Source organism: Bacillus sp. CCB-MMP212, assembly GCF_022748145.1.
Lineage (GTDB): Bacteria > Bacillota > Bacilli > Bacillales > Bacillaceae_G > Bacillus_A > Bacillus_A cereus.
This window is the reverse complement of sequence record NZ_JALDQE010000002.1, coordinates 1-15,655: the sequence shown is the minus strand read 5'-3', so window position 1 is coordinate 15,655 and position 15,655 is coordinate 1. Positions and strand designations below refer to the sequence as shown.

Here is a 15,655-nt window from a genome sequence, read left to right as displayed (position 1 = left end):
TTTATTTTAACAAAAACAGCGATAACACCACCACTTTCTTCCATCTTCTTCCCATCAAAAAGTTGCTATCTTATTGTATCCACAAACGAAAAAAGAGATGCCTCATAATAAGGCATCATCTTTTCTATACTTGCGGTTCAGATTCTACTTTCTCAACCTTCTTCTTGTTTTTCCCCTTTTTCAAACGACGGTTTTCAAGCATTAACCAAATTTGAGAGGCAACGAAAACAGAAGAGTACGTACCTACAATTAATCCAACAAGTAACGCAAACGAGAAGTTACGTAGTGACTCACTACCGAAGATAAGCAGTGCAATTACTGGGAATAACACTGTTAATACGGTGTTAATCGAACGACCAAGCGTTTGGCGGATACTTGCATTTACAATCTCTTCTAGGTCTTTTATATCGCGCACTCGTTTTTTCTGCTTGTATAATTCACGGTTTCTATCAAATGTAACAATTGAGTCATTAATAGAATAACCGATGATTGTTAGTACTGCAGCGATAAACGTTAAGTCTACCTCTAATTGGAAAATACTAAACATAACAACCATAACGAATGCGTCATGTAGTAACGCAAGCACTGCAGATAACGCATACGTAAATCGGAATCGAATACTTACGTATAAAATGATAACTGCAGAAGCAATCAGTACAGCGATAAATGCATTTCGTGCAATTTCTTTACCGATTGTCGGTGAAACTGTACTTATGTTTGGATCTGTACCATATTTATCGTGGAAGAATGTTTTTGTTTTGGCAATTTCATCTTTTGATAAAACACCTAATGTACGAACTGCGAAACCTTTATTGTCATCTCCAGTCGGTACAATATTTTCTTCCTTCACATCAATGTTCAATTCTTTAAAATCTTTATGAACATCAGATACCGTAACGGCTTGTTTTGATTGCAAGTCAATACGTGTACCACTCGCAAAGTCAATCCCAAGATTCAATTTGAAAATTGGTAAGATAATTGCACCCGCAATTACAACTACAATTGAGAAGATAAGGAATTTATGACCGATATTCACGAAGTTAATACGATCAAATCTCGTTGGCGGATGCACTACACCTTTTGTTAATGGAATAATATCCTTTTGTTTCACACCAAAATATCCTGGTTTTTTATCGAAGTAACGGCTCTTTACAAGTAAACCTAGTAAGAAACGAGTACCGAATACGTTCGTAATAAAACCAACTAAAATACTTACGATTAAACTTGTTGCGAATCCTTTTACAGAGCTATTACCATAAACGAATAACACACCAGCTGCTGCAAGAGTCGTAACGTTTGCATCTAAAATTGTTGCTAATGAACGATGGTTACCAGCTCGAAATGCCGACATCATGGACTTACCAATTTTCAGCTCTTCTTTCAGTCTCTCGTACGTAATAATATTCGCATCAACTGCGATACCTACTCCGAGCACTAACGCCGCAATACCTGGCAACGTAAGAACTGCATGCATCCAGTTAAAGACAAGTAATGTAACGAAAATGTATAAACCTAACATAATAACCGCTACAAGTCCTGGTAAACGGTAGAATACAAGCATAAATAAGAAAATAAGAGCGATACCAATCGCACTAGCGAAAATCGTTTGCTCTAACGCTTGTTGACCAAATTTCGCTCCAACAGATGTTGAATACATTTCTTTTAAATCAACAGGAAGTGCACCTGCATTTAATAAAGATGAAAGTTGTTTCGCACTTTCAACTGTGAAGTTTCCACCTACGATAGATACTTCAGCTTGGTTAAATACTTGGTTTACTGTTGCTGCTGATAAGAACTTTGGATTCGGTTTTGCAGATTCTGCTTTATACGAATCTTTTCCTTCTTCAAAATCAAGCCAAATTACCATTAAATTCGTTGGTGGTGGCATTTTAGAAATTTTTTCAGTTACTTCACGGAATTTTTCAGCGCTTTTTAGTGTAAGACCTACGCTCGCACGGCCTTGCTCATCAAATGTTTGCTTCGCTCCGCCGCCTTTTAAATCCGTTCCATCCATAAGAAGGTTATCATCCACATCACGGAATGTTAATTTCGCTTGTGTTGATAACATTTCACGTGCTTTTTGCTGATCTTGTACACCAGCAAGCTGTACACGAATTCGATCTTGCCCTTCGATTTGAATGTTCGGCTCACTTACACCGAGAACATTGACACGATTTTCAAGAGCACCTACTGTACTTACAAGTACGTCTCGATCGATTTTATCACCTTTTTTGGCTGGTTTTACTTCATATAGAATTTCAAAACCACCGCGAAGGTCTAGTCCTAGACTAATTCCTTTTGCTATGTCTTTTCCTGCCGCACCAATTACTCCACCGATTAATAAGACGATGAGGAAAAAGGCGGCAATTCTCGTACCACGCTTTGCCATATGTACCCTCTTTCTGCTACTAACACTTTCAATAAATCTTTTACGATTCACTGCTATACGTGTGCATACGCCTAGTTAGTAGACTTCCTTTCTATAATTTTTGCTAGCTCATCACTAGCTGTATAGGTAAGCTTTTACACTCCCTACACTTTCATCATTTATTTTCCTCTTCACTACCTCCTTTATATATAATCTTAGACACAATTATTTCCTCTTTATCAATACATATCATTATACTGCAAAAGGAAGAACAAACCAATTGCAGTCGGTTATTTATTTTCGTACTCATCAAATGACCAAAGCGGTGCTTGGTAAGCTTCAACAGTTAAATATGTCATATATTCATTAGTACTTACTGTTAATACGTCATTAACTAATTCATACAATCTAACATCGCTGTCTATCTTCTTCCACTTTTTCACTTTGAGAAACTTCCAAATGTCATCATCTGTTACTCGGTCGTAACCGAACATTTGAAACTCTTCTACTTTACTTTCTAAAACGACTTGTAACTGTCCGCGGTATGATTCTACCAAAGCCTCTCTATCTAACATTTATAACATCTCCTTCTTATTTCAGCACGAAAAAGTCGCTTTAATCCCGCTCTAATGGACAGCAATAACTACTTTCAAGAGCACTATCATACTTCACTCTCTTAAATGCTTGTCATTCTTGTCTCGTACGTGCATATAAATTATTGTAAATCATTCCATTGATTTTGAGAAGGTAGGAGAAGAACATGACGAGACAAAGCTTTTTAAAAGGCGCATTTATTTTAATGATAGCCGGCTTTATTACAAAAATACTTGGCTTTATCAACCGCATAGTAATGGCACGTATTTTAGGAGAAGAAGGCGTTGGTCTTTATATGATGGCCGTTCCTACATTCATTTTAGCAATTACATTGACACAAATTGGTCTTCCTGTCGCAATCGCAAAGTTTGTAGCAGAAGCGGAAGCTGTAAACGATAAACAAAGAGTTAAAAAAATATTAACCGTATCACTAGCTGTTACATCCGTTATTAGTATCATTTTAACAATCGGAATTATGTTCCTCACGCCTATTTTAGCAAAAACATTATTAACCGACGAAAGAACGTACTATCCATTAATGGCCATTTTGCCCGTTGTCCCGGTTATTGCTGTTTCTTCTGTTTTGCGTGGTTACTTTCAAGGGAAACAAAACATGAAACCTAGCGCTTATGCGCAAGTTCTAGAACAAGTCGTCCGCATTACCATTATCGCTATATGCATCCAGTTATTTTTACCTTACGGCATAGAATACGCTGCAGCCGGCGCTATGTTATCAGCTGTTCTCGGTGAAGTTGCATCCTTATTATTTTTACTCACGTTATTTCAGCGAGAAAAACATTTATCAATACGCTCTGGATTTTTCACTACTGTAAAGGAAAGCAAAGGGACATTTTATTCTCTGATGGATATTGCCCTTCCAACTACAGGAAGTCGTTTAATCGGCTCCGTTTCATATTTTTTTGAACCTATTGTCGTTATGCAAAGCTTAGCAATCGCTGGTGTCGCTGCTTCTGTTGCAACCCAGCAATACGGTATATTAAACGGTTATGCATTCCCGCTTCTATCACTACCCGCCTTTATTACATACGCTCTTTCTACAGCGCTCGTCCCTTCTATTAGTGAAGCAATGGCAAAAAGACAACATAAATTAGTGGAGCACCGTTTACAACAAGCACTTCGAATTTCATTAATTACCGGCGGATGGTCTGTCGTTATATTATACGTATTCGCTTCTCCTGTTTTAACTCTTATGTATGGATCAGACAGCGCAACAGCATTCATTCAACTTCTTGCGCCTTGCTTTTTATTTCATTATTTCCAAAGTCCACTTACCTCTGTTTTGCAAGCTTTAAACTTAGCAAGGGCTGCAATGATGAATACATTTATTGGTGCCATCGTGAAATTAATCGTTATTTTTGTACTAGCATCAAGGCCAGAATTTCAAATGATGGGGGTTGCACTTGCTATCGCTGCAAATATTGTAACAGTAACATTTCTTCACTACGCTACTGTTTTAAAAAAGATTACATTTACCATTTACGCAAAAGACTATATTTTCGGCGGACTTGCCATCGGTATCTCAGGCGCCTTCGGTTTTTATCTCCATAAATATATTATTTTCTCTCATTCCCTTGGCATACAAACATTATGGGAAATCACTTTAACAACAATTGTTTATATCGTACTTCTCTTCACTTTCAAACTCATTCGAAAAGAAGAGTTAAGTCGTCTCCCTATCATTCGTAAACTTTCATTTTTGAAATAAGATGAAACTTTAATCAGTGGGGTAATCTCCACTGATTATTAGTTAAACCAATCATTCTTACTCTTTCAAAGGATAAATCTCTAATTTTCTTTTACATCAACAAAAAATTGTCCGTTTTGAAAACTACAGTATAAAATTTGTGTTACATCGTTATAACCTAAGTTTTTTAATTTCTCAATAAGCCATTCATCTGTATGCTCAATCATTTGTAAATGACTAGATTGAATTTCTCCATCAATAATAAGAGGAAGCGTAAACTGTAATGTATCTTGTTTATTTTTTTGTTTTTGAAAGACAGATAACTTCCCAGACGGTTCCAAAATAGCATATTCTACATCCCGAATATCTCCAACTCCTTGTTCCCTTAATTGCATCATTAAATCATCTATATTATACCGTTGCTTTCTCATCTTCTTTTCATCAATCTTCCCCGCGTTTACAAGAATAGCTGGCTCACCTTCTATTAAATGCCGAAAGCGTTGATACTTTAGGGAAATGACTGACAAAATAATTTGGATGCACATAAGAAAAGTCATCGGAACTAATTGATGCCAAAGTGATTTATCGGTATTTTCAATTGCCACTACGGCCATTTCTCCAAGCATAATAAATACGACTAAATCTAATACACTTAGCTCTCCTATCTCACGTTTACCCATAAGACGAAAAATAATTAAGATGATGATATACAAAAGCATTGTCCGTCCAATTATTGATATCCATTCCATTTCTACATCTCCTTTTTTACGTATAGACTCCCCTATAAAAAAGAAACTAGTCTAACTTGGGCAAAAGGAAAATATGCTTGTATTAAAAAGGGGGAATGCATAAATGGATGGAACGAAAAAATTATCAACTGCAATTGGCTTCGGTATTGTTACACTACTAATTCTCGCATCTATTACTAGTATGATTATGGCTCTTTTATTAAAGTTTACAAATATAAATGAAGGGACATTAACCGTTACTATTTTTATACTCGCTCTTTTATCTATGCTTATGTCTGGATTTACTGCCGGCAAAAAGGCTCAAGGAAAAGGTTGGCTAGTAGGTTTCACAACAGGGCTCACATTCACTATACTCGTCTTTCTAGTTAACTATTTAGGCTTTTCTCAAACCTTATCGAACTCACAATTACTTTATCAATTAGCATTAATGGGGGCGAGTACACTAGGTGGTATTTTCGGTGTAAATATGTCAAAGCAAAGTAACTAAAAAAAGGCCCTGCACATTTCATGCAGGGCCTTCCACATTAGTTTTTCACAACTTCACGAATCGCATTGCGATCGAAAGTTAAGTGTGAACCACCAGATTTAATAACGATTTTCGTCTCATCTACTGATTCGATTGTACCGTGTAAACCACCGATTGTTACGATAGCATCACCTTTTGCTAACTCACTTTGCATTTGAGCAACTGCTTTTTGACGTTTTTGTTGCGGGCGAATTAATAAGAAATAGAAAATCGCAAACATCGCAACGATCATAACGATATTCATCATACCTGCATTCATCTTTTGTTCCTCCTTTTAAATTATGTATTAGAAGTTTTTAGCATTCGGTTTATTAAAGCCATACTGTTCAAAGAACTCTTCGCGGAAATCGCCAAGACGGTCTTCACGAATAGCTTGTCTCACCTGCTCCATTAAGTTTAACAGAAAATGAAGGTTGTGATAAGACGTTAAACGAATTCCGAACGTTTCATCACATTTCATTAAGTGACGAATATACGCACGTGAGTAGTTTTTACATGTGTAGCAATCACAGTTTGGATCAAGCGGACCGAAGTCTCTTGCGAATTTCGCATTTTTTACAACGAGTCGACCTTCACTTGTCATACATGTACCATTTCGAGCGATACGAGTTGGAAGTACGCAGTCAAACATATCAATACCACGAATTGCACCATCGATTAATGAGTCAGGAGAACCTACACCCATTAAGTAACGAGGCTTATTATCTGGAAGAAGTGGTGTTGTAAACTCAAGTACACGGTTCATAATATCTTTCGGTTCACCAACAGATAAACCGCCTACAGCGTAACCAGGGAAGTCCATTGAAACAAGGTCTTTCGCACTTTGACGACGAAGCTCTTCGTACTCCCCGCCCTGTACAATACCGAATAAACCTTGATCTTGCGGACGTTCATGCGCTTTTAAGCAACGTTCTGCCCAGCGGCTCGTACGCTCTACAGATTTCTTCATATATTCAAAAGTAGCCGGGAATGGCGGACACTCATCAAATGCCATCATAATATCCGAACCTAATGCATTTTGGATTTCCATCGCTTTTTCTGGTGATAAGAATAATTTATCTCCATTTAAGTGATTACGGAAGTGAACGCCTTCCTCTTCAATACGACGGAAGTCACTTAAACTGAATACTTGGAAACCACCAGAGTCTGTTAAGATTGCACGATCCCAGTTCATAAATTTATGCAAGCCGCCTGCTTCACGAATAATTTCATGACCTGGACGTAGCCATAAATGATACGTATTACTTAAAATAATGCCAGAATCCATTGCTTTTAATTCTTCCGGTGACATTGTCTTAACTGTCGCAAGTGTACCAACTGGCATAAATGTTGGTGTATCAAATGAACCGTGCGGTGTATGCACACGACCTAAACGGGCACCCGTTTGTTTACATGTCTTAATAAATTCATAACGAATTGCTGTCATAACTTACTCCTTTTATTTGTTTCTCATTTTAGCGTGAGATGCAACGAACATTGCATCACCGAAGCTAAAGAAACGATATTTTTCTTTTACTGCTTCATTATAAGCATGAAGTACATTATCTCTATTTGCAAATGCACTTACAAGCATGATTAATGTTGATTTCGGCAAGTGGAAGTTTGTAATTAAACCATCAATTGCTTTAAATTCATATCCCGGATACATGAAAATATCTGTCCATCCAGAAGCGGCGCAAAGCTTACCGTCATGATCTGTTGCAATTGTTTCTAACGTACGAGTTGATGTCGTACCTACAGTAATAATACGTCCACCATTCTCTTTCACACGATTTAATAATGCCGCTGTCTCTTCAGACATATGGTAATATTCTGCGTGCATATGGTGTTCTTCAATCGTGTCTGCAGAAACTGGTCTAAATGTTCCAAGCCCTACGTGAAGTGTAATGAATGCCAACTGAACGCCTTTTTGCTTTAACTTCTCAAGTAACTCTTCTGTAAAGTGAAGTCCCGCAGTCGGCGCTGCTGCTGAACCGATTTCTTTCGCATATACTGTTTGATAGCGATCGCGATCTTCTAGCGTCTCTTTAATATATGGAGGAAGTGGCATTTCCCCAAGTTCATCTAAAATTTCATAGAAGATGCCGTCATATGAAAATTCAAGCTGACGTCCACCTTGATCTGCAGTTCCTGTGCAAGTTGCTTTTAATTTCCCTTCGCCAAAAGAGATAACAGTTCCTTCTTTTACACGTTTCGCTGGCTTTACAAGCGTTTCCCACTTATCGCCTTCTTCTTGTTTTAAAAGAAGTACTTCAATGTGCGCGCCTGTATCTTCTTTCACACCGTGCAAACGAGCAGGCATAACTTTCGTTTCATTTAAAACTAAGCAATCCCCCTCATGTAAGTAAGAAAGAATGTCCGTAAAATGTTTATGCTCAATATCACCTGTTTCACGGTCTAACACCATTAATCTTGATGTTTCACGATCTTCTAACGGGACTTGTGCAATAAGTTCTTCTGGTAAATGAAAATCAAACAGATTTATATCCATAGCTATATCCACCTATTTCTTATTTAAATCGATTTATTATATACATAATAAAAGATAGTACAATACTTAACACAATACATGTAATGATAGGAAAATAAAAGGTAACGTTTCCTTTTTTCACAAAAATATCGCCTGGAAGCCTGCCAATGAACTTCCAAGCTAATCCAACAACGATGAGTAAGATTCCCGCTGTAATAAGCATTTTGGGCATCTCCATCATACTTTTGGCATCTCCATTCCGAAATGTTCATACGCAAGCGGCGTTACAATTCGGCCCCTTGGCGTTCGTTGTAAAAAGCCAATTTGTAATAAATACGGCTCATACACATCTTCAATCGTATGAGATTCTTCTCCAATTGTTGCTGAAACCGTTTCTAATCCAACTGGACCACCACGGAATTTCTCAATAATACCAAGCAGTAATTTATGATCAATATGATCTAGACCTAATTTATCTACTTGCAGTAGCTCTAATGCCATTTGCGTAATTTCCATCGTAACCGTTCCGTTACCACGAACTTGCGCGAAATCACGTACACGTCTTAAAAGACGATTCGCAATACGAGGTGTACCACGAGCACGTCTTGCAATTTCTAATGCAGCTAACGAATCGATTTCAACTTCAAACACTTCTGCTGTACGTTCAACAATCGCAGAAAGCTGATCTACTGTGTAGTACTCTAACCTTGAAAGTACACCGAAGCGGTCACGAAGCGGTGCCGATAATGCTCCGGCGCGTGTCGTTGCTCCAACTAATGTAAATGGCGGTAAATCTAGGCGTACAGAACGTGCTGAAGGCCCTTTTCCAATTACGATATCAAGGCAAAAGTCTTCCATCGCAGGATACAATACTTCTTCAATTGATCTATGCAAACGATGAATTTCATCAATAAATAATACATCCCCTGGCTGAAGCGCTGTTAATACAGCAGCTAAATCTCCTGGTCTTTCAATAGCGGGACCTGAAGTTGTTCTAACATTAACGCCCATTTCATTTGCAATAATATTCGCAAGCGTCGTTTTACCAAGACCTGGCGGTCCATATAAAAGCACGTGATCTAACGTTTCTTCACGCATTTTCGCTGCTTCAATAAATACTTCTAAATTATGTTTCGCTTTATCTTGGCCAATATACTGACGGAGCGTCTGTGGCCGTAATGAATATTCTAAATCCGCATCTTCATATGCAGATTCCCCTGAAAGGAGACGTTCGTCCATTATACTCACCTCTTACCATTTAGTAAAAGACTAAGTGCCTTTTTAATATACTGATCCGTCGTTAATGATTCTTTTAATAACTCTGGTACAACGCGAGAAACTTCGCGTTCTGCGTATCCAAGTGCGCGCAGAGCTTCCAGTGCCTCATCAAGCTCAGCTGATGAACCTTTCTTCTCATCAAAACGTTCTGTGTCTGAGAATAAATCCACAAATGCATCTGGTACGACATCTGCTAGTTTTCCTTTTAAATCTAAAATCATTTGGCGTGCTGTTTTCTTTCCGACGCCTGGGAATTTCACTAAAAACTTCTCATCTTCATGCTCAATCGCTTGAACGACCTGTCCTGTTTGACCAGAAGCTAAAATTGCAAGAGCGCCTTTTGGCCCAATGCCAGACACGCCTAACAACTTTGTAAATAATAAACGCTCTTCACGTGTTTTAAACCCGTAAAGTGCCATAATATCTTCTCTCACATAATGATATGTATAGACACGGATTTCTTGCTTACTTCTTTGAAATACATACGGATTCGGTGTGAAAATTTGATAACCAATTCCATTATGGTCAATTACGACATATTCCGGCCCTACATACTCCACGTAACCTGTAACATATTCAAACAAAATACGATCTCTCCCTCTTAAATCATGTATTCCATTTTAACATATTTAATGATAGAAAAGCGAGACTGCCCCAACAAATGTTCTCCACTTGAAACTTCTGTTATTTTCCATTGACAGAAAGGTTAAAGCACCTTAATATACAGAGGTCGATAATGATTATCAATACTAATTAAAGGGGTTACATCAGGATGAAACGTAAGCTATTTATTTTATTTACTATTATGCTTGTTGTTCTTTCTATCGTTGGCTGTTCTTCTCAAAAAGAAGAATCAAAAGCAAAAGAACAACCGAAAACAAAAGTTATAAAACATGCTAAAGGTGAAGCTACAATTCCAGTAAATCCAAAGAGAATTGTTGACTTATCTGGATCAACAGAAGAACTATTACTTCTTGGACACAAACCTGTTGGTACAGCAAATACATATAAAGATAAAATCCAAAATCACTTAACAGACAAATTAGATGGAGTAAAAGCAGTTGGTTGGTACTGGGCACCTAAAGTTGATTTAGAAGCTGTTACTGCTTTAAAACCAGACTTAATTATTTTAAACAACCGTCAATTAAAAATTTATGATCAACTAGAAAAGGTTGCACCTACAGTTGTTCTAGAAACAAACTTAGAAGACTGGCGTGGTAAGTTTAAAGAAGTAGGTAAGCTATTTGACGAAGAGAAGAAAGCAGACAAATGGATTGCAGACTACGATAAGAAAGCAGACTCTTTATCTAAAAAAATTAAAGAGAAAACAAAAGATGAGAACTTTATGTTCGTTGCAGTTACACCACAAAACTTCCGTGTATATGGTAGCTTCGGATACGGTGACATCATCTTTAATGACTTAAAACTTCCAGCAACAAAAGGTACGGATTTAAAACAAACGATGGCGCAAGTATCACTAGAAGGTCTAGTTGCATTCCAGCCTGACCAAATGTTTATTGTAAACTTCGGCGGCGAAGCTGATAAAGTTTACGAAGACTACAAAAACAGTGCCGTTTGGAAAGACAATAAAGCAGTTAAAAATAATCACGTATATGAAGTATCAAATGAAGTCTTCAATACGAAAGCATTCAATCCAATCGGAAAAGATATGCTAATTGATGAAATCGCAAAAGAAATTTTAGCTAAAAACAAATAAGAAAAAAAAGCAGCTCACCATGAGCTGCTTTTTTTCTTATTTTGCACTGCGTATTGTTTCATTTTTTCAATCGTCTTTACAAAACCTTCTTTTGATTTAATCCGAATACCACGCTTCAATTTCGCACGCTCATAACTCTCAAGCTTTTTCATATCAATTTGAAAGAAAGAATGGATCGCATTATCACTTTTTGGCACACCTTTGAAAATTTGTAATATCCCTTCCTCTGAAACACCAAAATACCCGCTCGTTTTCAATAACGGAGAAATATCATCAACTTTCTTTTGTAATACGATTTGTACATCATCACGATCAACAAGTTGCCATTCTTTATATTGCTGTAAAAACTTTTCTAAATCCGCTACTTTTTCTGTAAGTATTTCCTCACTTACTTCTCCATCAACATACATACGCTCTAATAAAATTGTAACCTCAGGTTCTTTTTCCGTTACTTCTGATACTGGCCCTTCCGCCTTCACATTCGTTTCATAAACGAAACAAAACATCATAACGAAAGCTTGCATCGCAATCAGTATCCATTTCATTTCCGTTCACCTCTTTTAGGCAAGATCATACTTTCATTAGTAGTTTTTCCGGAAATGGTGGTTTTATCCCTAATTCATAGAATGCCATCATTAAGAATTATAGTGTTCAATTACTTTTATCTATTTCGAAATACATTGATTATGCGAAAGCTTCTTTATATCTTTATTTGATTGTACTGTTACTATATAAACCCCCATTAGTATAATTATCATTCCAACTATTTGTTGCCACGTAACAATCGCTTCATATAATACAACTGATATACCAGTAGCCACAATAGGAGTTAGATTTAAATACATACTAGCTTTACTTGCGCCTAACTCTTCAACCCCCTTATTAAACACGATATACCCAATTAACGTCCCACATACGACCATGTACAACATTTCTATCCAACCTTGTAAAGAAAGCGTTAAAACCTTTCCCCATCCATCCTCATGTAGAGAAAATCCTGCTAAAAAAACAGTTCCTAATATCGTCATACTCATTGTAGTTAACAAGGGTGATACACCACGCATAACTTTTTTCCCAGTTAAGCTATATAGCACCCCACAGATTAAAGCAGCTATAAATAAAAGATCTCCTTTATTAAAGGATAAAGACATAAGTTTATGTATGGAACCACTCGTAATAACAACTATTACGCCAAGCAGGGATAAGATTACACTTATTCCTATTTTTAAACTCCAAGACTCTTTAAAAAATAATATTGCCCCTAATGTCACAAAAACTGGCATTGTAGCAATGATAAGTGAGCCATTCATAGTAGAAGTATAATGAAGTCCCATAAAGAAAAAAACGTTGTAGCCAAAAATACCTGTTAACGATACAAATAACAGCCCTTTCCAATTCTTTAATAACAAACTTGTATCCCACTCAGATTTCATAAAAACTATGCCTATTAAAATAAAACTAGCTAAGCCAAAACGAATTGTTGCTGCAGTAATTGGTGGAATCTCCGTAATAATATGCTCCGCTGTCGCAAAAGAGCCACCCCAAAACAAAGGAACAAGTAACATAATCACGTACATACGATTTATACTATTCATTTTCATTACCCCTTTTCCACAAAACGCGTTTATAAGTTTAAACTCGTTTACTTATCAATCAAAAAAAATTAATAATTTGACTCTATCGCTTGAATTAAATCTTTTACCTGTTTTAAAAACTCTCCAGCCACTATAGAATAAAAAATCTCTTTTCCATTTCGATCGGCTTCAACTAGTTCTGCTTGTTTTAAAATTTTTAAATGATGCGAAACAGCCGGTCTAGAAATTCCCATTTCATCTGTTATTTGCGTTACATTCATCTTTTTATTTTCTAATAACAGCATAATAATTTGCTGACGATTCTCATCTCCCAACGCCTGAAATATAGGGGTTACGACCTGAAATTTCTCTAATACAACTTCTGTATTTCTACATTCAAAGTTCTCCATATCCTATTCATCCCAACCTTTTATATCTAAAAAACATGTAATATATTACCATTAAATAGTAACCCTTTCATATACACTTGTAAATAACTTTATTTTCCGACTTTTATTTCAACAAAAAAGGGAAGATTGGATTCCTCCATTCTTCCCATTACATTCATATAAAATGAAAGACGCCTGCAAAGCAGGCGTCTTGATGCGTTTACGGCGAGAGACCAGGCGACCACATTCGCGTGTTTAGCACTTAAGCATATCTCTCGTCTTACGTAAATTAGCTCATCGCTTTGTTAATATAACATTAATAAAGTATAAGTGCAACATGTTTATAAAAATATTTTATTCCCTCTTTTATCCAACTGAATAGTATGTAAATTATAAATTGATAAAAGTAATATATATGTTACAATTAATATAACAGCGAAATCATAATAAACAGGAGATGGATATTGTGAAAAAAATAAAGGATGAACGTCTCATTCTGAAAACATTAAAAAACATACGTATTGCCTTTCTTTTTCAATCGCTTGGTATAATTGGCATTTTAGGCTATATCGGATTCACTGAAGGAATGGATCAAATTACGAAATCTCCATTATGGCTATTATTTATTCTTACAAGTATCGTCCTTAGTTATTTACAGTTAAGTGTTTCAATCGATGTAGAAGAAAGTGAAAAGGAAATAAAGTTAACTCCTTATTATAAACTTGTCTTCCGCTCCCTTATTGTAGGAATCGTTATGGCTATTATTTATATTATTTTCAGTCCAGAAAGACCACTGTTTGAAGCTATTTTAACAGGTAGTATTCTTTTCATATGCTTTTTAGTTTCTTACTCCGTTAGTTATTTTATTAAAAAACGTCGTTTACAAGACAACGATGAATAAAGAGGAAGGGCTACCCCTTCCTCTTTTGTTTTGCTATCGTACTGTACCAGTTAAACCGTAACGAATGTCTCGGAACATATTCACTATGTCACGATTAAAATCGTTTGTAACTGTACCGTTACGTAGACGAGTACTCATTGCATCGACACGAGTAAACATATCATTTCTTACAGAAACATATACGTTTCTGTTTCCAACTTCATTTGCAACAGCTTGACGAACTTCATTTGCAAGCGCTGTTTCATTCGATACTGGATTACGTGGTTTTACCGCAATCGCTACATCGTTTCCATATACAACTGTAGACACACGGTCTACGTTATTCATACGTTTCACACGATTTGTAATTCTTTCTGCTGTTTTACCATCATTGTTAATGTATGAATTGTTCATTGTAATATTACGTGTTGGATGTGGATTAGCAATTTGGCCATTATAATTTACATCGCGGTAATAATTATTATATCCTGTATCGTTACGACCATTTCTATATGTTACATAATCTGTATAACGATCATTACGCGTTACATTATCACGATACTGGTGTGTATCATTATAAGATGTACGCTCGTAATTGTAGTTACGTCCATCCATTGCATTGTTATCTTTTGGTGTACCACATGCAGCTAATGCACTGGTAACTAACAAAGAAGCAGCAATCACTTTTACTTTCGTATTCAATACAAAAACCCCCTCTGTTAGAATGAGCTTCTCTACTGAAAAGCTCCCTCTTATGATGAGTAACAGAGAAGGTTTTTACACTGTTAATATTTCACTGGGAATTTTCTAGCACCTCATAAAAAAACTTCATTTTCTTAATTAACACGCATGCAAAAAAGGCGGGAATACTCCCGCCTTTTTAAACTTCTTCTTCGTCCTCTTCTTCTGAAACGGGCTCTCCAAATACATTTGGTGGATCTGGTTGATAATACATCGTTCCTGGCTGTGGTGCATATGCAGACTGAGTTGGTTGATAATATAAAGGATTCGCATATTGCGGACCACCTGGTTGTGGACTATATAGTCTACTTTCTCCTCCGCATCCACAATCTTCCTCACCCTGCACAAGCGGCGGCATATTATTATCCATTGGCATCATATTCGGATTTGGCATAGACGTATATTGTGGTCCAAACGGCGCTCCTTGCTGATATGGCATTTGATATGGATTTGGTTGTTGATAATACGGATTCGGCGGCATCATGGGCTGTTGATACGGCATTTGATATGGCATCATATTCGGTGGTTGATTGTTATCCATTATCGGCATTATATTCGGCATTTGATTGTTATCCATTATCGGCATCATATTCGGCATTTGATTGTTATCCATTATCGGCATCATATTCGGCATTTGATTGTTATCCATTATCGGCATCATATT

17 protein-coding genes and 1 pseudogene are annotated in these 15,655 nt (G+C 36.7%); 4 read left to right on the top strand and 14 right to left on the bottom strand.

All coding sequences use genetic code 11. The features are described 5' to 3' along the window. Positions 1-124 precede the first annotated feature (124 nt). On the bottom strand, positions 125-2,389 hold the full coding sequence (gene secDF, locus MRP26_RS04790; RefSeq protein WP_001119065.1) for a protein translocase subunit SecDF: 2,265 nt from the start codon (positions 2,387-2,389) through the stop codon (positions 125-127). 269 nt (positions 2,390-2,658) lie between these two features. Continuing rightward, positions 2,659-2,943 (bottom strand): post-transcriptional regulator, encoded by a 285-nt coding sequence (locus MRP26_RS04785; RefSeq protein WP_000886979.1) that lies wholly within the window; start codon positions 2,941-2,943, stop codon positions 2,659-2,661. A gap of 185 nt (positions 2,944-3,128) precedes the next feature. Between MRP26_RS04785 and spoVB the strand changes: the two genes are divergently transcribed. Next, positions 3,129-4,688 carry a stage V sporulation protein B gene (spoVB, locus tag MRP26_RS04780; protein ID WP_089171792.1) on the top strand — a complete coding sequence of 520 codons (1,560 nt, stop codon included), beginning with the start codon at positions 3,129-3,131 and terminating at the stop codon, positions 4,686-4,688. Positions 4,689-4,768: 80 nt separating this feature from the next. Here the strand turns inward: spoVB and MRP26_RS04775 are convergent, their stop codons facing one another. Beyond that, complete coding sequence (locus MRP26_RS04775) at positions 4,769-5,416, bottom strand: DUF421 domain-containing protein (RefSeq protein ID WP_000454821.1); 648 nt, start codon at positions 5,414-5,416, stop codon at positions 4,769-4,771. 103 nt (positions 5,417-5,519) lie between these two features. Here MRP26_RS04775 and MRP26_RS04770 point away from each other — a divergent pair, with 103 nt between their 5' ends. After that, on the top strand, positions 5,520-5,903 hold the full coding sequence (locus MRP26_RS04770; RefSeq protein WP_000349148.1) for a TIGR04086 family membrane protein: 384 nt from the start codon (positions 5,520-5,522) through the stop codon (positions 5,901-5,903). A 37-nt stretch (positions 5,904-5,940) separates the two neighbouring features. Here MRP26_RS04770 and yajC read toward each other — a convergent pair whose 3' ends face one another. From yajC to ruvA, 6 genes are read right to left on the bottom strand one after another with little or no spacing between them, the layout of a single operon-like run. Continuing rightward, the gene (gene yajC, locus MRP26_RS04765) at positions 5,941-6,201 is read right to left on the bottom strand and encodes a preprotein translocase subunit YajC (protein ID WP_000991115.1); all 261 of its coding nucleotides are present in this window, start codon (positions 6,199-6,201) and stop codon (positions 5,941-5,943) included. Positions 6,202-6,228: 27 nt separating this feature from the next. Next, a complete protein-coding gene (tgt, locus tag MRP26_RS04760) occupies positions 6,229-7,368 on the bottom strand; it encodes a tRNA guanosine(34) transglycosylase Tgt (RefSeq protein WP_000125365.1) in 1,140 nt (379 codons plus the stop codon). A gap of 12 nt (positions 7,369-7,380) precedes the next feature. After that, entirely contained in the window at positions 7,381-8,433 is a 1,053-nt protein-coding gene (queA, locus tag MRP26_RS04755) for a tRNA preQ1(34) S-adenosylmethionine ribosyltransferase-isomerase QueA (protein ID WP_000354014.1), read from the bottom strand. A gap of 19 nt (positions 8,434-8,452) precedes the next feature. Then, positions 8,453-8,653, bottom strand: a complete 201-nt coding sequence (locus MRP26_RS04750; protein ID WP_000970410.1) for a DUF2905 domain-containing protein — start codon at positions 8,651-8,653, stop codon at positions 8,453-8,455. Next, positions 8,650-9,651, bottom strand: a complete 1,002-nt coding sequence (gene ruvB, locus MRP26_RS04745) for a Holliday junction branch migration DNA helicase RuvB (protein WP_000344450.1) — start codon at positions 9,649-9,651, stop codon at positions 8,650-8,652. Before ruvB ends, MRP26_RS04750 begins: the two co-directional genes overlap by 4 nt. A gap of 5 nt (positions 9,652-9,656) precedes the next feature. Further along, complete coding sequence (gene ruvA, locus MRP26_RS04740) at positions 9,657-10,274, bottom strand: Holliday junction DNA helicase RuvA (protein WP_000464511.1); 618 nt, start codon at positions 10,272-10,274, stop codon at positions 9,657-9,659. Positions 10,275-10,462: 188 nt separating this feature from the next. Here ruvA and MRP26_RS04735 point away from each other — a divergent pair, with 188 nt between their 5' ends. After that, on the top strand, positions 10,463-11,407 hold the full coding sequence (locus MRP26_RS04735) for an iron-hydroxamate ABC transporter substrate-binding protein (protein ID WP_197242774.1): 945 nt from the start codon (positions 10,463-10,465) through the stop codon (positions 11,405-11,407). A gap of 14 nt (positions 11,408-11,421) precedes the next feature. Here MRP26_RS04735 and MRP26_RS04730 read toward each other — a convergent pair whose 3' ends face one another. The 3 genes from MRP26_RS04730 to MRP26_RS04720 all read right to left on the bottom strand — a co-directional run bounded on the left by MRP26_RS04730 (position 11,422) and on the right by MRP26_RS04720 (position 13,391). Next, positions 11,422-11,952 carry a BofC C-terminal domain-containing protein gene (locus tag MRP26_RS04730; protein WP_197242775.1) on the bottom strand — a complete coding sequence of 177 codons (531 nt, stop codon included), beginning with the start codon at positions 11,950-11,952 and terminating at the stop codon, positions 11,422-11,424. 120 nt (positions 11,953-12,072) lie between these two features. Further along, positions 12,073-13,002 carry a DMT family transporter gene (locus tag MRP26_RS04725; RefSeq protein ID WP_088025469.1) on the bottom strand — a complete coding sequence of 310 codons (930 nt, stop codon included), beginning with the start codon at positions 13,000-13,002 and terminating at the stop codon, positions 12,073-12,075. Positions 13,003-13,070: 68 nt separating this feature from the next. Then, the gene (locus MRP26_RS04720; RefSeq protein WP_088025470.1) at positions 13,071-13,391 is read right to left on the bottom strand and encodes an ArsR/SmtB family transcription factor; all 321 of its coding nucleotides are present in this window, start codon (positions 13,389-13,391) and stop codon (positions 13,071-13,073) included. Between the two features lie 445 nt (positions 13,392-13,836). On the opposite strand from MRP26_RS04720, the gene MRP26_RS04715 reads away from it, so the two are divergent. Next, positions 13,837-14,271 carry a hypothetical protein gene (locus tag MRP26_RS04715; protein WP_023523099.1) on the top strand — a complete coding sequence of 145 codons (435 nt, stop codon included), beginning with the start codon at positions 13,837-13,839 and terminating at the stop codon, positions 14,269-14,271. Between the two features lie 33 nt (positions 14,272-14,304). Here MRP26_RS04715 and MRP26_RS04710 read toward each other — a convergent pair whose 3' ends face one another. Next, entirely contained in the window at positions 14,305-14,952 is a 648-nt protein-coding gene (locus MRP26_RS04710) for a YhcN/YlaJ family sporulation lipoprotein (RefSeq protein ID WP_016080194.1), read from the bottom strand. Positions 14,953-15,130: 178 nt separating this feature from the next. Further along, positions 15,131-15,655 (bottom strand): annotated as a pseudogene (exsA, locus tag MRP26_RS04705) (spore coat assembly protein ExsA); the annotation flags it as partial.

What these genes read in the sequence shown, in the direction of transcription:
- MRP26_RS04730 (WP_197242775.1), bottom strand. Translation starts at nt 11,952, where the DNA reads ATGAAATGGATACTGATTGCGATGCAAGCTTTCGTTATGATGTTTTGT.
- MRP26_RS04750 (WP_000970410.1), bottom strand. Translation starts at nt 8,653, where the DNA reads ATGATGGAGATGCCCAAAATGCTTATTACAGCGGGAATCTTACTCATC.
- spoVB (WP_089171792.1), top strand. Translation starts at nt 3,129, where the DNA reads ATGACGAGACAAAGCTTTTTAAAAGGCGCATTTATTTTAATGATAGCC.
- ruvB (WP_000344450.1), bottom strand. Translation starts at nt 9,651, where the DNA reads ATGGACGAACGTCTCCTTTCAGGGGAATCTGCATATGAAGATGCGGAT.
- MRP26_RS04720 (WP_088025470.1), bottom strand. Translation starts at nt 13,391, where the DNA reads ATGGAGAACTTTGAATGTAGAAATACAGAAGTTGTATTAGAGAAATTT.
- queA (WP_000354014.1), bottom strand. Translation starts at nt 8,433, where the DNA reads ATGGATATAAATCTGTTTGATTTTCATTTACCAGAAGAACTTATTGCA.
- yajC (WP_000991115.1), bottom strand. Translation starts at nt 6,201, where the DNA reads ATGAATGCAGGTATGATGAATATCGTTATGATCGTTGCGATGTTTGCG.
- MRP26_RS04770 (WP_000349148.1), top strand. Translation starts at nt 5,520, where the DNA reads ATGGATGGAACGAAAAAATTATCAACTGCAATTGGCTTCGGTATTGTT.
- MRP26_RS04785 (WP_000886979.1), bottom strand. Translation starts at nt 2,943, where the DNA reads ATGTTAGATAGAGAGGCTTTGGTAGAATCATACCGCGGACAGTTACAA.
- MRP26_RS04735 (WP_197242774.1), top strand. Translation starts at nt 10,463, where the DNA reads ATGAAACGTAAGCTATTTATTTTATTTACTATTATGCTTGTTGTTCTT.
- secDF (WP_001119065.1), bottom strand. Translation starts at nt 2,389, where the DNA reads ATGGCAAAGCGTGGTACGAGAATTGCCGCCTTTTTCCTCATCGTCTTA.
- MRP26_RS04725 (WP_088025469.1), bottom strand. Translation starts at nt 13,002, where the DNA reads ATGAATAGTATAAATCGTATGTACGTGATTATGTTACTTGTTCCTTTG.
- tgt (WP_000125365.1), bottom strand. Translation starts at nt 7,368, where the DNA reads ATGACAGCAATTCGTTATGAATTTATTAAGACATGTAAACAAACGGGT.
- MRP26_RS04775 (WP_000454821.1), bottom strand. Translation starts at nt 5,416, where the DNA reads ATGGAATGGATATCAATAATTGGACGGACAATGCTTTTGTATATCATC.